The following is a 15,288-nucleotide window of genomic DNA, read 5'->3' on the forward strand; positions in this document are numbered from 1 at the left end:
TTATTGCGAAGGATAGATGATATAATAGGGTCTTAATAATTCGATGAACTCCGGGCTGTATTCCCCTAGTTCTGTTTTGATATTTATTCGGTCCTGTTTGATTGGATTATTTTTCCTAGATCCGTTCGCCATTACGCGTAATACGGGGCTAGAGGGGGTGGAATGGATGGTTACCTTTTCATGTAAGAATAGCCCATTTACCTGTAGAGATTGTTCGAATTGGGCCAAAACATCTTCCGGATACAGCACCGCAAATTCTCCCTCTTTTGTTAGTAGTCGATCAATGGAGGCTGCTAAATCTACCGGACTTAAATGATCCGCATGAATCGCCATGTGTTTTGCTTCATCCGAAGCCGCGAGGTGATTTGTAAAAAAAGGTGGATTAGAGCAGATGAAATCGAATTTTTCTTCTGACTTAAATGTTAAAACGTTCGCTTCGATGGCTTGCAGGCGTTCTTTAAAAGGACTGCTATTGAAATTTTCGGAAGCAATTTTGGCCACTTCGGGGTGAATTTCAAGTGCTTTCGTCGAACAAGTGGGATTGGCTTGTGCGAGCATGGAAGCTAACAAACCACATCCCGTTCCAATATCTAGACAATTACCCCGTGCCTTCATAGAAGCCCAAGCGCCAAAAAGACAGGCCTCCGTACTAATCTTCAATCCCGGATTACCGTGATGTAGCGAAAATTGTTTGAACTCAAAAGTAGATCTATTTTCGGCCATAATCCGCCGGATTTTCACCCCAGTCCTCCGTTTCCCATTTCAGAACTTTAGTCGTGTAATGGTTACTTTTTAACCACGCGATGGCATTATCGACCATCTGGAATAATTCTTCCGTTCGTGCATTGCGCTCAAGATTCGTTTTGATCGCTCTGTTTCTTACCCAAGCAATAGCCGTTCTCGAATCTGAATACAAAGGATATGGACAATCTAATTTCTTTAAATAGGCCAGACCGTGAACAATGGCCAAAAACTCACCTAAGTTAACGGTGCCTTCTGGAAAGGGACCGCGCGCAAATAACACTTCTTTCGTTTCTGTATTTACGCCTTGGTATTCCAATTTACCTGGATTGCCTGCGCAGGCAGCATCCACCGAAATACTTGGAACGACAATTTTAGCCGCGTTTAAGCGAGGCGTTTTCGTCTTAGAAGCTGGTGAAACGCTGGCCCAATAATTCTTTTTAGCGGCGCTTTCAGCTTCGGCTTTCGATTCAAAAGACTTGTATTGCGCACCCGCATAGCCTTTGATGTTCTTTTCGGTCTCCGCCCAAGAATCAAAGATCCCTTTCTGATGACCCGCCCAAATCACGTAATATTTTTGTTTTTTGGCCATCTACATCAAACGTGATTTAAAGATTTTAATCGCGATCGCAATCAAAATTACCCCGAAAATCTTGCGCAAAATCTGCGTCCCTGCATTTCCTAGTTTCTTCTCGATCCACACGCTAGAGCGTAAGACGATGTAGATGAATACGAGGTTAATGAAGATACTGATAATGATATTTTCCTCTTCAAATTGTGACTTCAAGGAAATTAAAGTCGTCATCGTTCCCGCTCCAGCGATGATAGGGAAGGCTAATGGTACAATGGAATGCGTATTAGTCTCGATTTCTTCACTTTTGAAAATGTTTCGACCAAGCGTCATCTCCATACCGATGAGGAAGATGATCAAGGCCCCCGCCATGGCGAAGGAATTAGTATCGACCCCTAATAAATGGAGGATGAATTTTCCGGCAAAAAAGAACCCGATCATGATGATTCCCGAGGCTAAAGTCGCCTGTCCAGGATGGATATCTCCATTTTTTTTACGCAATTCGATGATAATGGGAATGGACCCTAAGATATCAATCACGGAAAAAAGGATCAGCGAGGAGGATAAAATCTCTTTTGAGTTAAAGTTCATATTGTATGGTTTGGATGAGTGTTTCAATATCTTCAAACGTATGGCTGGGGAAGTTTGCAATACGGAAACTGGTTTCCTTCCAAGCGCCATAGCCTTTTCCTAGTTCTATACCTTTTTTTAAGCAGAGTTGATGCAATTGCTTAATCTTACCTGGTTCCCCTGTTAAGGCCAAAACCGTAGGCAAACGCAACGCTGGGTTCTCTATTAAATAGCTAAAATCAGGTTGATTGTCCCAGAAATCCGTCCACAATTTCATTTTAGCTAAAGTGGCAAGATGTACTTCTGATAACGAAGGCAGCTGCTGCGTTAATCGGTAAACTAGGTAAATACTCAACACATTCGGTGTCATTTGCGTCTGAAACATTTTTCTGTTTTCTTCCAAAAACAAAACATCGTTATAATGCGTCGATCGATTTAGTTCTTTTGCCCTAGCTAATGCCTTGGGAGAACAAATGAGTAGGCCCATTCCCGCTGGAATTCCGATGCATTTCTGTACGGATGCTAACCAAACATCGGCTTCATCCCACGGCAATTCAATTCCGCCCATTGAGGAGGTGGCATCCACGGCGATTAGGGCGTCTTCTGTTAATTGAAAATCAGCTCTTCGTATTTGCTGGCCGGTCCCATTCGAAGTTTCACTTTGAACTAGACATAGCGTATCTCCCTTGATAGGACCTAGTTGAAGGCCGATTTCGGCTAAGCTTTGGTCCAAAGAGAACTCAATAGATTCTGCGGTGGATGCCGCATAATGCGCCCATTTTTTTCCAAAGGCTCCATTATATAAGTGAGTTGATTTTTCTCTAACGAGGGATTGAATGACAATCTCCCAAGCCTCAGTAGCGGAAGAAACGAAATAGATGGTATAATTCGATGGGATATTCCATTTCTGATGAAGCACCTCAAATGTAGCCTCGAGCAGTTTTTCGAATCGCTCACTTCGATGGTTGATGCTGACAATACCCTGCTCAAAAGCCTCTTGAATGTATCCAAGGGCCTCTGGATGAACCTTAGAGGGGCCAGGGTAGAAGGATAACATGGTTTAAAGGAAAGAATAAAGGCCTAATTCATAACCGCGCAAGCCTAAACCGACGATGATTCCCTTTGCTTTAGGACTTAAATAACTGTGGTGGCGGAACTCTTCTCGTGCGTGAACATTTGAAATGTGAATTTCAATCACGGGTGTTTTGATGGCTGCTACTGCGTCGCCTAAGGCCACCGAAGTGTGTGTATACCCTCCCGCATTGAATAAAATGCCATCATAGGTAAATCCCACTTCGTGCAATTTATTAATTAAAGCTCCCTCTTCGTTGGATTGGAAGTAAGAGATATCTAGTTGCTGGCCGAATTTATCTTGTAAGATTTCCAAAAACTGCTCGAACGTCTGTGCCCCATAGATTTCTGGTTCTCGTGTGCCTAATAAATTCAAATTAGGACCATTCAGGATTAATATTTTCTTTCTTACCATATTTAAAAAGGGACATGCGGTGTAAAAATACGTAATTACTTTAAATTTACGGGATTCATAGCACAAAATGTATATGTGGGAGACAGAAATCCAGTCTTTTGGTGATTACTTGAAAATAGAGCGTGGCTTATCCAAGCACTCCCACGAAGCCTATTTACGGGATATCCAAAAGCTGTCCACCTATCTATCTATTGCTCCTATTGCGATTAGCGAGGTAGAGGAATCTCATATTTTGGCCTTCTTAAAAGACCTACATTCCTTAGGTATCGAAGCAAGCACCCAATCGCGCACCCTTTCAGGCATTCGTGCTTTTTTTCAATTTCTCGTTTTCGATGGCACCCTAAAAGCAGACCCCACCGTTCACGTAAAAAATCCCCAGATGGGGCGCAAATTACCCGACACCCTCTCTTTCGACGAGATTACGGCCATACTTGAACAGGCAGATCTCTCTAGTCCGGAAGGGGTACGAAATCGAGCAATGCTGGAATTTTTATATGGGGCCGGTTTACGCGTTTCTGAATTAATTGGCCTAAAAAGAGAAGATATCTACGAAGATCAAGGCTTCATCAAAGTCCGTGGAAAGGGCGACAAAGAGCGTCTGATTCCCGCTGGCCGCGATGCATTCAAGTATTTGAATTTGTATTTGGAATCAGTTAGGCCATCTGTGTCCGTCAAAAAAGACGCCACCCACTTCGTTTTTCTAAACCGCCGAGGTTCTGGCTTAAGCCGGGTGATGGTTTTCTTGATTTGTAAAGACCTCGCCGCGAAAGCAGGCATCACGAAAGTAATCAGCCCCCATACTTTTCGCCATTCTTTTGCAACCCATTTAATTGAAGGCGGAGCTGACTTGCGCGCCGTTCAGGAGATGTTAGGCCATGAATCGATCTTAACGACGGAGATTTATACCCACTTGGATCGGGCGTATTTAACGCAGATGGTGCAGGATTTTCATCCTTTTTCAAAATACAAAGACCAAAGTTCAAATACCAAATAGCAAAGACTCAAGTTCAAAGTTCAAAGAGCAAAGAGCAAAGTTCAAAGAGCAAAGTCAAAATTTGGAAGTTATCATTAAGTTGGTAGTTATTATCAGTTTTTTAGGGTTTCCCCAAAGGTTGCTAGTGTAGTTTTATAAAAAAACACCACTATGACCTATACTAATATTGTCCAAGAAAAAGCGTTTCAATTTTCATTGAATTTAATTCCAGTTTGTATACGATTATCAAATGAAAAGAAGGAATTTGTGCTATCAAAGCAGCTTTTAAAATCTAGTACTTCAATTGGAGCAAATTTAGAAGAAGCAATTGGAGGCTTTTCGAAGAAAGATTTTCATTACAAAATTTCTATTTCTTACAAAGAAGCGAGAGAAACCCGCTATTGGCTGAAATTACTCGTTGCATCTGACCTAATAAACATGGAAGATGGTAATTTACTATTGGATGAATTGGAGGAGATTCTTAAGATTTTAGGACGTACAATTATCACCTTGAATCAAAATAATTCAGCCTAATTTGAACCATTCTATTTTGTCTTTGCTCTTTGAACTTTGGTCTTTGAACTTTGCTATTTGTCTTCCGGAAAAGGAATAAACACAAAATTCGTAAACTGCCCATCCACCACAAAGAGGCAAGCGAATTCTTCGATATCTTTGAAGTTTTGGACGAAGAGCTCCATGTTCTCTTCTGCGATGAGTTTACGCTGCACAAATTCTTCCATCATCGAAGCATGGTAATTCCACTTATTTTCGTGCAATTCACTTACGCCGATCAGTTTTTGGCCGATTTCGATGGGACGTTGGGAGGTCACGAAGATGGGGAAATCGGAGAATCCTCGTTTTTTGATTTGGTAAGACGCCTCTTTCAGGGTATCGGCTACTTTGATAAAATCAGAGGAAATGAGACCTAAGTATTTTCCGTTTAAGTCTGGGGAATTAGGCGCGTTTGAAAGGGCTGTGTAATCTTCGATCATGATTTAACTCTTACTTAGTAATAATAATTGAATGTCTTTGACAGGTTTGTGGAACAATTTTCCTGTGCTTGGTTGTGTTACGAAGCCGCGGTAGCAGAATACGCCTTTCATGAAGGATTTTCCTTGCCAAAGCATTTCTTCCACACCCCCAGTCTTCCCCGCCTTCAAGATGAAAGACGTCATGAGGTTGCTCATCGCTAAACTAGCGGTGTGAGCCACAAGGGATGGGATGTTAGGAACACAGAAATGAGTGATGCCGTATTTTTCGAAGGTGGGTTTTTGAATCGTACAAGGCTCTGAAGTCTCAAAACAGCCGCCTTGGTCAATACAGACATCCAGAATCAACGTTCCAGGTTTCAGCTTGCTCACCATCTCTTCCGTCACGATGCAAGGAGTAATTCCGCTGTCTGAACGCAAGGCACCTACGATGATTTGGGCTTCCTGTAAAGCTTTAGCTAAATTTTCCGAATCAATTACCTGCGTGACGATGGGGAATCCCAGCGCCGCTTTTAGGCGTTGTAACTTATAAATGTCTTTATCGAAAACTTGGAATTGAATGCCTGCGCTCGCTGCCGCTCGCGCCACTTGCTCCACCACCTGACCCGCACCTAACAGCACTAGATTACAAGGAGGAACACCTGTGACATGCCCTAAAAGCAATCCTTTTTTCTTTTGAATTAAATCGGTGGCTATCGGCAAGATCAATTGTCCGGCTATTTCTGCCATTATTTTGATGAAAGGAAAGCCGCCGCCATTGTCTTCGACGAATTCTAGGCCGATGGCCATCAGCTTTTTGGCATTCATCGCATCGATTAATTCGGATGACAAATGCTGGTACGAGGCACTCGAAATAAAGGCTTGACCTTCTTTCATGCGCGCGATTTCAGCGATGGTAGGAGGGGTAATTTTTAAAGTCAACGCACTTTGCCAAATCATCGCCACATCCTCGCTCACACTCGCTCCGGCTAATAAATAGTCAGAATCACTGAAGCCTGCACGTTCACCAGCCCCTTTTTCGATCACAATTTCGTGGCCATTATTGGTTAATAAGGCAACGGCTTGTGGGCTTAAAGAAATGCGGTTTTCGTTGGGATCGGATTCCTTAGGTAGACTGATTCGGATGCTTTGGGCATTCTGCTTTGTCCAAGCCATCGCCTCTAAAGGGGCGATGCCCTGTTTTGAAAGTAAATCCTGAAAGGGATTGTGCTCTAGTATCTTCGCCATACGACTTCTAATTTACGGTGCGCGTCATCGACGTGGGAGACGTTTAGTTCTAGATGTTCAAAGGTCCAAAACTCCTCCGCCTGCTCTGGCCATTCCACTAAACACAAGTGCCCAGAGTCTAAATATTCTTCTAATCCGATGTCAAAAGCCTCTTGTGCGTTCTTCAATCGGTATAAATCAAAATGATAAACGGGATTACCTTTGCCATCCACATATTCATTTACGAGTGAAAAGGTGGGGCTTTGAACAGATTGCGCCACTCCTAATTGGTGGCAAATCTCCTTAATTAAGGTTGTTTTACCAGCACCCATTTCACCGCGAAATAACCACACATTGGGGTAGTCTTTCGTCTCACGAATGAGGCTAGCGGCTATTTCAGGCAGTTCCGTGATGCTGTATTTATCCCAGGGTCTCATAGCTCGATGTCCCCTAATTGTGGTCTGATGAGTATTTCTTCTAAAACCGTGGACGGATTCATCGTATAAGCCGAATAAATCGTCGATGCGACATCGTCTGCGGGTATAAAGCGCGACTCAGGCAATTCTACGCCATCCCAAGCGGGTGTTAAAGTAGCCCCAGGTAAGATGGCTGTCACTTTGATGCCTTGCAGTTTCGTTTCTTCGCGTAAGACTTTAGTAAAACCTAATAAGGCAAACTTACTGATGCAATACGATCCACCGGCTGTGTAAGCCGTGATAGATGCCGTAGAGCAGATGGTGAAAATGTGGCCTGATTTTTGGGCTTGCAAGGTAGGTAATACGGCGCGCGTTAAATGATAGGCGCTATATAAATTAGCTTCGATTTGACGTTCTAAGACGCCATCCTCTTCGTTTTGGATTTGACCCGGCATAAAAAATCCAGCGTTGTTGATCAGGACATCAATGGTTTTGGTTTGGCCTAAAACCCATCCTGCAAAGTCCTGGCACTGTTTTTTGTCACTTAAGTCTGCGACAAACGTATGCAGTGAAGTTGAATTGAATTCAGCCGAAAGGGCTTTCAATTTCTCGCTTGTTCGCGAACACGTAAATACGGTAAATCCTTCTGAAAGGAATTTTTTTACCAACGCTTTGCCAATTCCCTGGCTACCCCCACTAATTATAACCGTTTTGTTCATTATCTTTGATAAATATCGATGTGTAATATACCAATCAGATGTCAAAATTAGGCAAATATTTAATCTTCCTGGGTAAGCTTTTTACAAATCCAGAAAAATTTCGGGTTTATCTCGCCTTGACATTTCAAGAATGTGTGGATATCGGTATTAATTCGGTCTTGATTGTGGCGATTGTGTCCACCTTCTTAGGGGCTGTGACTTGCGTTCAAACCGCAGCGAATATGGATAACCCTTTTGTGCCGCAATACATTATCAGCTTAATTGTTCGTGATTCAACCATTTTAGAAATGGGGCCTACCATTACCTGTGTCGTTTTAGCTGGTAAAATTGGTTCTAATATCGCAGGTCAATTAGGAACAATGCGTATCACGGAACAAATTGATGCGCTTGAAGTGATGGGAATTAATTCTCGCTCCTATTTAGTCTTACCTAAAATCATCGCTGCGATGATTACATTCCCTATGCTTGTGACGCTTGCATGCTTTTTAGCGATCTACGGAGGCTATTTAGCGGGATGGTTAACGGGAGCCATCTCTCCGCAAGAATACATTCACGGATTGCAATTCCAATTCAAAGGCAACTATATGATTTTTGCGTTGACGAAATCAGTGGTATTTTCCTTTTTGATTGTCACGATTTCTGCCTTCAAAGGATTCTATACAAAAGGTGGTGCCTACGAAGTAGGAACGGCGAGTACTGCCGCAGTAACCAATTCGTGTATTGCGATTTTGATTGCGGATTATCTTTTGGCCCAATTATTAGTCGGCTAAATTCTTTCAATAAATACGTTGGTAGTTAATAAGGAGCTTGCGGCACCTCGATACGATCCGTAAACAGGCGTAATCTCCTCCGGTAAACAAGAGGCGGCTAGTGGAATGTGATTCCCAGAAACGACCTCGTGCTGCGTAGGATCGTAGCCTCTCCAGCCACCACCAGGCAAATAAACCTCCACCCAAGCATGTAAATGATGCGTTTGGTTAGGGACATCAACAGGCGCAACACCGATGTAATAGCCGGAAACAAATCGCGTAGCTAAGCCCATGGCTCGACACAGGGCAGAAAATAAGACCGCATAATCTCTGCAAGATCCCTTGCGGTTAATCAGCGTAAATTCCGGGGTATTGGGATTTCCTTCTTCGCGAATTTCGTAAGCAAAATTGGTAAAGATGAACTCATTCAACGCAGAAAGATAGGCGGATGTGCTGTAACGAACCCCGGATGCGATCTGCCTAGCCATTTGTTCCACATGAGGGGTAACGCCTTCTAAGCCTAAATAAGGGCTGAGGGTTTTTTGGTAAGAACGGGAATAGGAGATGGGTAGGGATTTGCTTTCAAAAGGAAAGTAAACAAAATCAAAAGGATTAAATTCTGTCGTTTCCACCGTTGCCTTCATTTCGATTTCTAAGAAATTCGTTGGCTCTTTGAAGAACAAGATATTTTGAATATTTCCCTCTGGATCCAGGTTTTTAGATACCTGTACAGGGTTGGGTAGGATGTCTAATAGGAAATCTTGAACCGTTAAAAGCGCACTTTTTCGTGGGTGTAAATAGAGGACATGAGGATCCAAAGTGACCGACTCACTGTAATCATACCGTAGTTTATGCTGGATGCGAGCGATCATTTCGAAGGTGAAATTAACTCTTTCATCCATCCCTCATCAATTCCTGCGAGCGATTTTCGCAAGGCTTCATTCCAATCATCAGAAATTGCTTGCATGTCTTTCTTGTATAAACGGACTTCTTTTGCCTTGAAACTTCCTTTTTCGTAAACGACCACATCGATGGGATAATCGACATCGTTCGCACTGACTTGGGTGGCGTCAAAAGATAAGAAACCCATCTTCAAAGCCTCTTTGAGCGAGGTTTCATGGGTTAAATTGCGATTCAATAAAGGTTTGCCGTAATTAGAATTACCAATAATCTGGTATTTTAATCCATCATTTATCTCAATCCAATTGCCTTCCGGAAAGATTAAAAATAGCTTGTGTTCGCTGTCTTTAGGCATTTGCCCGCCCACTATGGCATGTAGATTGAAAGCATAACCTTCTTTTTCTAAAGTTTCGCGATCTTCTGCAGCCACTTGTTTTAGTTTCTGGCCAAAGGACGTAGCCGCCTGAAACATATAATCATAACTTTCTTCCTCATCCTCTATGGCTTGATTAAAGTAGGTTACCGCCTTGTCGCGCACGGAACGCAATCCTGCGGTCATGATGAAGAGTGAATGATTTTTGATCTCATGAATAGAGATTTTCTTATTTGAATACACTTCATTACCTGCGGTAATACGCGTATCAGCAATCGCAATCAATCCTTCTTTAACAGTAATTCCTAAACAATATGTCATATGATGAGGGTGGCAAATGGGAGCGCAATATTACACTAATTTTATCAAATAGCCGGCTTAATTGACCGGCTTTAAGTCAAAATAAGTATCGTGTATGGTTTGCCCGATATCATTGTTGGAGCTTTGAAAAGCATCCAAAAACTGGTGCAGTCCCGTATTCAATATGTCCTCGATTTCTGTGAATTGTACTTCAGAAAGAATCTTAGAGAGTTTTTTTTCGGCTAAATTCGAATACCCATGATCAAACGAGGTGCCTGAAATGGCATATAGCGATTGTTCAGCCTCCGTTAGACAATGAACGACTGAACGCGGAAATCCTTTGTCTAAGATCAAAAACTCCACAATATTCGTGGGATTCACCACTTTGTATTGCTGGCGAAACATATTGTAGGCCGAAACGGATTTTAAAACAGACGACCATAACAAAAGATCTAAGGGAGATCCCACTGCATCTACATTAGGCAATAGCGTGAAGTATTTGACATCTAAGAAGCGAGTTGTCTTGTCTGCTCGTTCTAAAAGTTTTCCTAATTGACCAAAATGCCAGCCTTCCCCACGGGTAATCGTCGAATCGACAATGCCGTAAAATAACTGACTTCCGGATTTGATTTCCTCTAAAAAACCTTGGTATCGGGCTAACTCCCAGCTTTTACTTCCTTCTACACGGTCCTTTACTTTCCAATAGATTTGGTTCACATACTCCCACATCTCTTTTGAAATACTCTCGCGAATCGTGCGGGCATTTTCACGCGCGGAATATAAACAAGAGAGAATCGAGTTCGGATTGTTAACATCGAATGTCATAAAATACAAAACGTTCTCACGATTTGCCTCTGGATAATGCTCGAAGAAATTGTAATGATCTGCCGTGGCCACGATTAATGGCTCCCATTGTTCCGGGACATTCGGGGGTAAATCTAGGGCAAGGTTGAAATTTACCGAGATGAAGCGGGCATAATTGTCAGCTCTCTCGATGTACCGGTTCATCCAATAGATGGAATTGGCTACACGACTTAACATAGGCTATAAATTTTTCTAAAATGCTTGATATCTTAAAATTAGGATTTTTTTTCAGAGTGCGGCATGAGCCCGTCCTTTTTTGTATTTTTGTCTCTTAATTCGTCCAAAAAATCCACATGTTTTATCAAATTTTCATAAAACCCCTTTTCTTTTTGTTTAATCCAGAGCGTGCTCATTACTTGGCCGCAGATTTAATTCGGCTAACATTGCGAATTCCGGGTATGTCGTCTCTCTTTAAAGCCTTGTTTCAGGTGGAGGATAAACGATTAGAACGCACGGTTTTTGGCCTACATTTTCCGAATCCCGTGGGTTTAGCTGCCGGATTTGATAAAAACGCGATGCTCATTGATGAATTCGCTGAATTGGGATTTGGATTTATTGAGGTGGGTACGGTTACGCCCAAGCCGCAGGATGGCAATCCGAAGCCTCGTTTATTTCGTTTACTCGAAGATGAAGCGATTATTAACCGAATGGGTTTTAATAACGAAGGCTTAGCTGCGATGAAAACTCGCTTGGAAAAGCGTCGTTCGAAGGTAATTGTGGGTGGAAATTTGGGCAAAAACAAAGTAACTCCGAATGAACTAGCGGATGACGATTACCGCCAGGGATTTGAAGCCTTATATGATGTCGTAGATTATTTCGTGGTCAATGTAAGCTCTCCTAATACGCCTAATTTACGTGCTTTGCAGGAAAAGGAGCCACTGAAGCAATTATTGCAGACCCTGCAAGAGTTGAATGCCTTGAAGCCGGTGCAGAAACCGATTTTATTAAAAATCGCTCCAGATTTAAGTAATGATCAATTAGACGATGTGATTGAAATTGTGTTAGAAACAAAGTTAGCAGGTGTCATTGCTACGAACACTACTTTATCTCGCGAAGGCTTACAATCTGCTCACAAAGGGGAAATGGGAGGATTAAGTGGAAAGTCTTTGACCAAAAGATCCACCGAGGTAGTGGCTTATTTACATCAAAAATCAAACGGCCAATTTCCCATCATTGGGGTAGGGGGTATTCATTCTGGAGCAGACGCTATTGAGAAATTGAAAGCTGGAGCCTCCTTAGTTCAGATCTATTCCGGCTTCATCTATGAGGGCCCTGGTTTGATTAAAGAAATTAACCAAGAAATACTCGCGGCAGGACTGTAATTTGATTTTGTAAATCGGATCAAAAAAGCGAAATTTATAAGATTATACCCTTGTTCCTTCTATGGCAAAAAAGATAAGTAACCCTACAAGCACTTTACAACTTAATTTTGAGCAAGATAAGCCCAAAAGAAAAATGGATGGTGCTGTTCTATACCGCATTCAGTTAATTATTGCCGCCTTTTTGTTTTTGATAGGTACACTCCTGTTAGTCTCTTTTGGATCTAGTTTTTTTGTAGGCGTTTCTGACCAAAGCGAAGTTGAGCGTGGCGTAGTGGATACCATCAAGGGCTCTGATATTCCCATTAAAAATTTTGCAGGTCTTTTAGGCGCGAAAATTGCTCATTTCTTTTTATTTAAGACATTCGGCTGGTCCACTTTACTCTTAATTCCTTTATTCTATTTGTCCGCCTTAAAAGTAGGTTTCAAGAAGGAGATTTATTCCTTAGAGCGCCTTTCTTGGCAGGTCTTGTTTTACATCCTATGGTTTAGTTTACTGGCTGGATTTTTTGTTTTCTCCCTTGATTTGCCGCATTCTATCGGAGGTGGAGTGGGGTATTTTGTGAATGAGAAGCTTTATCAGTTATTAGGTTACTTGTCCATCTTTGTGATTGGTTTTGGTGGATTTATCTTTTTGGTATTATTCTATCAACTGAATCCGAAAAAGGCAGTTGTTGCGGCTCCTTTGGCCGCTGAAGAAGAAGAGGAAGAAGAAGAGGAAAGTCTATTTATTGATGAAGATGGCCCAGCGGTTCATGTAGATAATGATGATTTAGAAACATTTAGACCGATTGTTCCGCCGGTGGTGGAGGAAATTGTTCCGGTAGTTGCGACGCCAGTGGAGGTTTTACCAGATCCTGTAGTAGCGGAAGAAAAGAAAGAAGATGACTTAGATTTTACTTATAAGGTGGCGGATGTGGCTGACGAGGTGATCGAGGAAGAGCCTACACCGGTATCTAGAGAGATTAAGGCGAACGATTTGGTAGAGCAATTTGGCCTATATGATCCAACGGCTGATTTGCCTAAATACCAATTCCCTACCATTGATTTATTAAAAGAATACGATCAAAAGAACCAGACATCGCAAGTGACGATGGATGAGTTGAAGGCGAATAAGGAGAAGATTGTCGAGACTTTATTGAATTACGGAATCGGGATTCAGAAGATTGAGGCAACGATCGGACCCACGGTTACCTTGTATGAGATTGTTCCTAAAGCAGGTGTTCGTGTAAGTAAAATCACTTCTCTTGAAGATGATTTGTCCCTCTCATTAGCCGCGATGGGTGTTCGTATCATCGGCCAAATGCCGGGTAAGGACACTATCGGTATCGAGGTAGCTAACAAGAACCGTGAGATGGTTCCAGTTCGTGCGGTTATCGGCTCTGAGAAGTTCCAAAAATCCACCTACGACCTTCCTATCACATTAGGTAAGACGATTTCGAATGAGATTTTTGTTGCGGATTTGGCTAAAATGCCTCACCTCTTAATGGCCGGTGCTACAGGTCAAGGTAAGTCCGTAGGTTTAAACATGCTCTTGACTTCATTAATTTACAAGAAGCACCCGGCGACGTTGAAGTTTGTTTTGGTCGATCCGAAGAAAGTCGAATTGTCGCTTTTCAACAAATTAGAGCGCCACTTCTTAGCTTGTCTTCCTGATTCTGCAGAGGCGATTATCACCGACACGAAGAAGGTGGTGAGTACGCTGAATTCGCTTTGTAAGGAGATGGACTTGCGTTATGATAAGTTAAAAGACGCTGGTTGCCGTAACATTAAGGAATACAATCAGAAGTTTATTAATCGTCGCTTGAATCCAAATGAGCACGACTTTATGCCGTATATCGTTTTAGTGATTGATGAGTTAGCGGATTTGATGTTAACGGCTGGTAAAGAAGTAGAGCACCCGATTGCTCGTCTTGCTCAATTAGCACGTGCTATTGGTATTCACTTGGTTGTTGCGACGCAAAGGCCTTCGGTTAACGTCATCACCGGTACGATTAAGGCGAACTTTCCAGCGCGTCTTTCGTTTAAGGTAATGTCCAAAATTGACTCCCGCACCATTCTAGACGCCGGTGGCGCAGATCAGTTAGTGGGTATGGGAGATATGTTATTATCGATGGGATCAGAAGTGATTCGTTTGCAATGTGCCTTCGTAGATACTCCAGAAGTAGAAGACATCTGTGATTTCATCGGAAACCAACAAGGTTATACTTCTGCCTATTTATTGCCTGAACCTGATTCAGAGGAAATGGGCGGACAAGATCGCGGGGATTTCGATCCAAGTGATCGAGATTCGTTCTTCGATGAAGCAGCTCGTTTAGTTGTGATGCACCAGCAAGGAAGTACCTCGCTCATCCAACGCAAGTTGAAATTAGGGTATAACCGCGCAGGCCGTTTAATTGATCAATTAGAGGCAGCTGGAATTGTAGGCTCATTTGGTGGTTCCAAAGCCAGAGAAGTGCTTGTGAAATCAGAAACGGAATTAGAAGAGATTTTGAAAAACTTATAAGATGAAAAAAGGACTATTAGTACTATGCTTGAGTTTTAGCGTATTCGCGCAGTCGAATAAGGCAGTAAGCTTGATTGATGGAATGCAGAAAAAGTACAAAGCGATGGGTTCATTCTCCGCGAACTTCACTTACCAAACCGAAGGTGCAGCGACCATGTCTGGATCTATCACGGTAAAGGGAACTAAGTTTCGCTTAAAAACGGCTGGCCAAGAGATCTTTAATAATGGGAAAGAAGTAGCCACCTACATCAAAGAAATCAATGAGGTGAACATCTCGAGCTTTGATCCTTCGGAAGGAGATTTGAATCCAGCTAAGATTTATTCCTTTGATAAGAAGGCCTATAAGATCTCTTTAAAAGGTGTATCGGTTGGCGTTTCCACTGTTGAGTTAGCTCCTGTAGCAAAAGGTACTCAAGTGAAGAGTATCGCCCTTAAAATCTCAAATGCAGATCTTACTGTGAGTGAGTGGACAATTATTAACAAAGCAGGAAAGAAGCAGCACTTCAAAGTCGCTAAATTGAACCCAAAAGCAAACGCTGATGATAAATTCTTCAGCTTTGACAAGAAAGCCTTTCCGGGTGTAGAAGTGAACGATTTACGTTAATC

18 protein-coding genes are annotated in these 15,288 nt (G+C 42.4%); 6 read left to right on the forward strand and 12 right to left on the reverse strand.

Features of this window, described 5'->3' with window-relative positions; all coding sequences use genetic code 11:
• Genes EWU21_RS02750 through aroQ form a run of 5 tightly spaced genes read right to left on the reverse strand, consistent with a single transcriptional unit; the run spans position 1 to position 3,368 of the window.
• Positions 1-723: a tRNA1(Val) (adenine(37)-N6)-methyltransferase gene (locus tag EWU21_RS02750; RefSeq protein ID WP_130895268.1), complete on the reverse strand. Its 723-nt coding sequence runs from the start codon at positions 721-723 to the stop codon at positions 1-3.
• Positions 710-1,333, reverse strand: a complete 624-nt coding sequence (locus EWU21_RS02755; protein ID WP_130895269.1) for a ribonuclease H1 domain-containing protein — start codon at positions 1,331-1,333, stop codon at positions 710-712. The genes EWU21_RS02750 and EWU21_RS02755 overlap by 14 nt, the downstream gene beginning before the upstream one ends.
• Positions 1,334-1,903: a MarC family protein gene (locus tag EWU21_RS02760; RefSeq protein WP_130895270.1), complete on the reverse strand. Its 570-nt coding sequence runs from the start codon at positions 1,901-1,903 to the stop codon at positions 1,334-1,336.
• Positions 1,893-2,939: an aminotransferase class V-fold PLP-dependent enzyme gene (locus EWU21_RS02765; protein ID WP_130895271.1), complete on the reverse strand. Its 1,047-nt coding sequence runs from the start codon at positions 2,937-2,939 to the stop codon at positions 1,893-1,895. Before EWU21_RS02765 ends, EWU21_RS02760 begins: the two co-directional genes overlap by 11 nt.
• 3 nt (positions 2,940-2,942) lie before the next feature.
• Positions 2,943-3,368: a type II 3-dehydroquinate dehydratase gene (gene aroQ / locus EWU21_RS02770; protein WP_130895272.1), complete on the reverse strand. Its 426-nt coding sequence runs from the start codon at positions 3,366-3,368 to the stop codon at positions 2,943-2,945.
• Positions 3,369-3,435: 67 nt separating this feature from the next.
• Here aroQ and xerD point away from each other — a divergent pair, with 67 nt between their 5' ends.
• Together xerD and EWU21_RS02780 are read left to right on the forward strand one after the other, a co-directional pair.
• The gene (gene xerD, locus EWU21_RS02775; RefSeq protein WP_394364228.1) at positions 3,436-4,362 is read left to right on the forward strand and encodes a site-specific tyrosine recombinase XerD; all 927 of its coding nucleotides are present in this window, start codon (positions 3,436-3,438) and stop codon (positions 4,360-4,362) included.
• 150 nt (positions 4,363-4,512) lie between these two features.
• Positions 4,513-4,875, forward strand: coding sequence for a four helix bundle protein (locus tag EWU21_RS02780; protein WP_130895274.1), 363 nt, complete (start codon positions 4,513-4,515; stop codon positions 4,873-4,875).
• Positions 4,876-4,928: 53 nt separating this feature from the next.
• Here the strand turns inward: EWU21_RS02780 and EWU21_RS02785 are convergent, their stop codons facing one another.
• Genes EWU21_RS02785 through EWU21_RS02800 form a run of 4 tightly spaced genes read right to left on the reverse strand, consistent with a single transcriptional unit; the run spans position 4,929 to position 7,671 of the window.
• Positions 4,929-5,333, reverse strand: coding sequence for a hypothetical protein (locus tag EWU21_RS02785; protein WP_130895275.1), 405 nt, complete (start codon positions 5,331-5,333; stop codon positions 4,929-4,931).
• 3 nt (positions 5,334-5,336) lie between these two features.
• Positions 5,337-6,557, reverse strand: a complete 1,221-nt coding sequence (locus tag EWU21_RS02790; RefSeq protein WP_130895276.1) for an alanine dehydrogenase — start codon at positions 6,555-6,557, stop codon at positions 5,337-5,339.
• Positions 6,542-6,973, reverse strand: a complete 432-nt coding sequence (gene tsaE / locus EWU21_RS02795) for a tRNA (adenosine(37)-N6)-threonylcarbamoyltransferase complex ATPase subunit type 1 TsaE (protein ID WP_130895277.1) — start codon at positions 6,971-6,973, stop codon at positions 6,542-6,544. Before tsaE ends, EWU21_RS02790 begins: the two co-directional genes overlap by 16 nt.
• Positions 6,970-7,671 (reverse strand): SDR family oxidoreductase, encoded by a 702-nt coding sequence (locus EWU21_RS02800; RefSeq protein ID WP_130895278.1) that lies wholly within the window; start codon positions 7,669-7,671, stop codon positions 6,970-6,972. Before EWU21_RS02800 ends, tsaE begins: the two co-directional genes overlap by 4 nt.
• Positions 7,672-7,709: 38 nt before the next feature.
• Between EWU21_RS02800 and EWU21_RS02805 the strand changes: the two genes are divergently transcribed.
• The gene (locus EWU21_RS02805; protein WP_130895279.1) at positions 7,710-8,441 is read left to right on the forward strand and encodes an MlaE family ABC transporter permease; all 732 of its coding nucleotides are present in this window, start codon (positions 7,710-7,712) and stop codon (positions 8,439-8,441) included.
• On the opposite strand, the gene EWU21_RS02810 is transcribed toward EWU21_RS02805, so the two are convergent.
• From EWU21_RS02810 to EWU21_RS02820, 3 genes are read right to left on the reverse strand one after another with little or no spacing between them, the layout of a single operon-like run.
• The gene (locus EWU21_RS02810) at positions 8,438-9,292 is read right to left on the reverse strand and encodes a transglutaminase family protein (protein WP_130895280.1); all 855 of its coding nucleotides are present in this window, start codon (positions 9,290-9,292) and stop codon (positions 8,438-8,440) included. The genes EWU21_RS02805 and EWU21_RS02810 overlap by 4 nt on opposite strands.
• Positions 9,289-10,014 carry a peptidase gene (locus tag EWU21_RS02815; protein ID WP_130895281.1) on the reverse strand — a complete coding sequence of 242 codons (726 nt, stop codon included), beginning with the start codon at positions 10,012-10,014 and terminating at the stop codon, positions 9,289-9,291. The genes EWU21_RS02810 and EWU21_RS02815 overlap by 4 nt, the downstream gene beginning before the upstream one ends.
• 57 nt (positions 10,015-10,071) lie before the next feature.
• Positions 10,072-11,034 (reverse strand): alpha-E domain-containing protein, encoded by a 963-nt coding sequence (locus EWU21_RS02820; protein ID WP_130895282.1) that lies wholly within the window; start codon positions 11,032-11,034, stop codon positions 10,072-10,074.
• Between the two features lie 116 nt (positions 11,035-11,150).
• Here EWU21_RS02820 and EWU21_RS02825 point away from each other — a divergent pair, with 116 nt between their 5' ends.
• The 3 genes from EWU21_RS02825 (at position 11,151) to EWU21_RS02835 (ending at position 15,286) form a co-directional block, all read left to right on the forward strand.
• A complete protein-coding gene (locus EWU21_RS02825) occupies positions 11,151-12,179 on the forward strand; it encodes a quinone-dependent dihydroorotate dehydrogenase (protein ID WP_130895283.1) in 1,029 nt (342 codons plus the stop codon).
• Positions 12,180-12,240: 61 nt separating this feature from the next.
• On the forward strand, positions 12,241-14,682 hold the full coding sequence (locus EWU21_RS02830) for an FtsK/SpoIIIE family DNA translocase (RefSeq protein WP_130895284.1): 2,442 nt from the start codon (positions 12,241-12,243) through the stop codon (positions 14,680-14,682).
• Between the two features lies 1 nt (position 14,683).
• Positions 14,684-15,286, forward strand: coding sequence for a LolA family protein (locus EWU21_RS02835; protein WP_130895285.1), 603 nt, complete (start codon positions 14,684-14,686; stop codon positions 15,284-15,286).
• Positions 15,287-15,288: the final 2 nt, after the last annotated feature.

This window comes from Aquirufa antheringensis (assembly GCF_004307425.1).
Lineage (GTDB): Bacteria > Bacteroidota > Bacteroidia > Cytophagales > Spirosomataceae > Aquirufa > Aquirufa antheringensis.

Bases quoted from the DNA above. Each gene is read 5' to 3' on its own strand.
- xerD (WP_394364228.1), top strand. From the start codon at position 3,436: ATGTATATGTGGGAGACAGAAATCCAGTCTTTTGGTGATTACTTGAAA.
- EWU21_RS02830 (WP_130895284.1), top strand. From the start codon at position 12,241: ATGGCAAAAAAGATAAGTAACCCTACAAGCACTTTACAACTTAATTTT.
- EWU21_RS02835 (WP_130895285.1), top strand. From the start codon at position 14,684: ATGAAAAAAGGACTATTAGTACTATGCTTGAGTTTTAGCGTATTCGCG.
- EWU21_RS02785 (WP_130895275.1), bottom strand. From the start codon at position 5,333: ATGATCGAAGATTACACAGCCCTTTCAAACGCGCCTAATTCCCCAGAC.
- EWU21_RS02820 (WP_130895282.1), bottom strand. From the start codon at position 11,034: ATGTTAAGTCGTGTAGCCAATTCCATCTATTGGATGAACCGGTACATC.
- tsaE (WP_130895277.1), bottom strand. From the start codon at position 6,973: ATGAGACCCTGGGATAAATACAGCATCACGGAACTGCCTGAAATAGCC.
- EWU21_RS02750 (WP_130895268.1), bottom strand. From the start codon at position 723: ATGGCCGAAAATAGATCTACTTTTGAGTTCAAACAATTTTCGCTACAT.
- EWU21_RS02760 (WP_130895270.1), bottom strand. From the start codon at position 1,903: ATGAACTTTAACTCAAAAGAGATTTTATCCTCCTCGCTGATCCTTTTT.
- EWU21_RS02800 (WP_130895278.1), bottom strand. From the start codon at position 7,671: ATGAACAAAACGGTTATAATTAGTGGGGGTAGCCAGGGAATTGGCAAA.
- EWU21_RS02780 (WP_130895274.1), top strand. From the start codon at position 4,513: ATGACCTATACTAATATTGTCCAAGAAAAAGCGTTTCAATTTTCATTG.
- EWU21_RS02815 (WP_130895281.1), bottom strand. From the start codon at position 10,014: ATGACATATTGTTTAGGAATTACTGTTAAAGAAGGATTGATTGCGATT.
- EWU21_RS02755 (WP_130895269.1), bottom strand. From the start codon at position 1,333: ATGGCCAAAAAACAAAAATATTACGTGATTTGGGCGGGTCATCAGAAA.
- EWU21_RS02825 (WP_130895283.1), top strand. From the start codon at position 11,151: ATGTTTTATCAAATTTTCATAAAACCCCTTTTCTTTTTGTTTAATCCA.
- EWU21_RS02790 (WP_130895276.1), bottom strand. From the start codon at position 6,557: ATGGCGAAGATACTAGAGCACAATCCCTTTCAGGATTTACTTTCAAAA.
- EWU21_RS02765 (WP_130895271.1), bottom strand. From the start codon at position 2,939: ATGTTATCCTTCTACCCTGGCCCCTCTAAGGTTCATCCAGAGGCCCTT.
- EWU21_RS02810 (WP_130895280.1), bottom strand. From the start codon at position 9,292: ATGATCGCTCGCATCCAGCATAAACTACGGTATGATTACAGTGAGTCG.
- EWU21_RS02805 (WP_130895279.1), top strand. From the start codon at position 7,710: ATGTCAAAATTAGGCAAATATTTAATCTTCCTGGGTAAGCTTTTTACA.
- aroQ (WP_130895272.1), bottom strand. From the start codon at position 3,368: ATGGTAAGAAAGAAAATATTAATCCTGAATGGTCCTAATTTGAATTTA.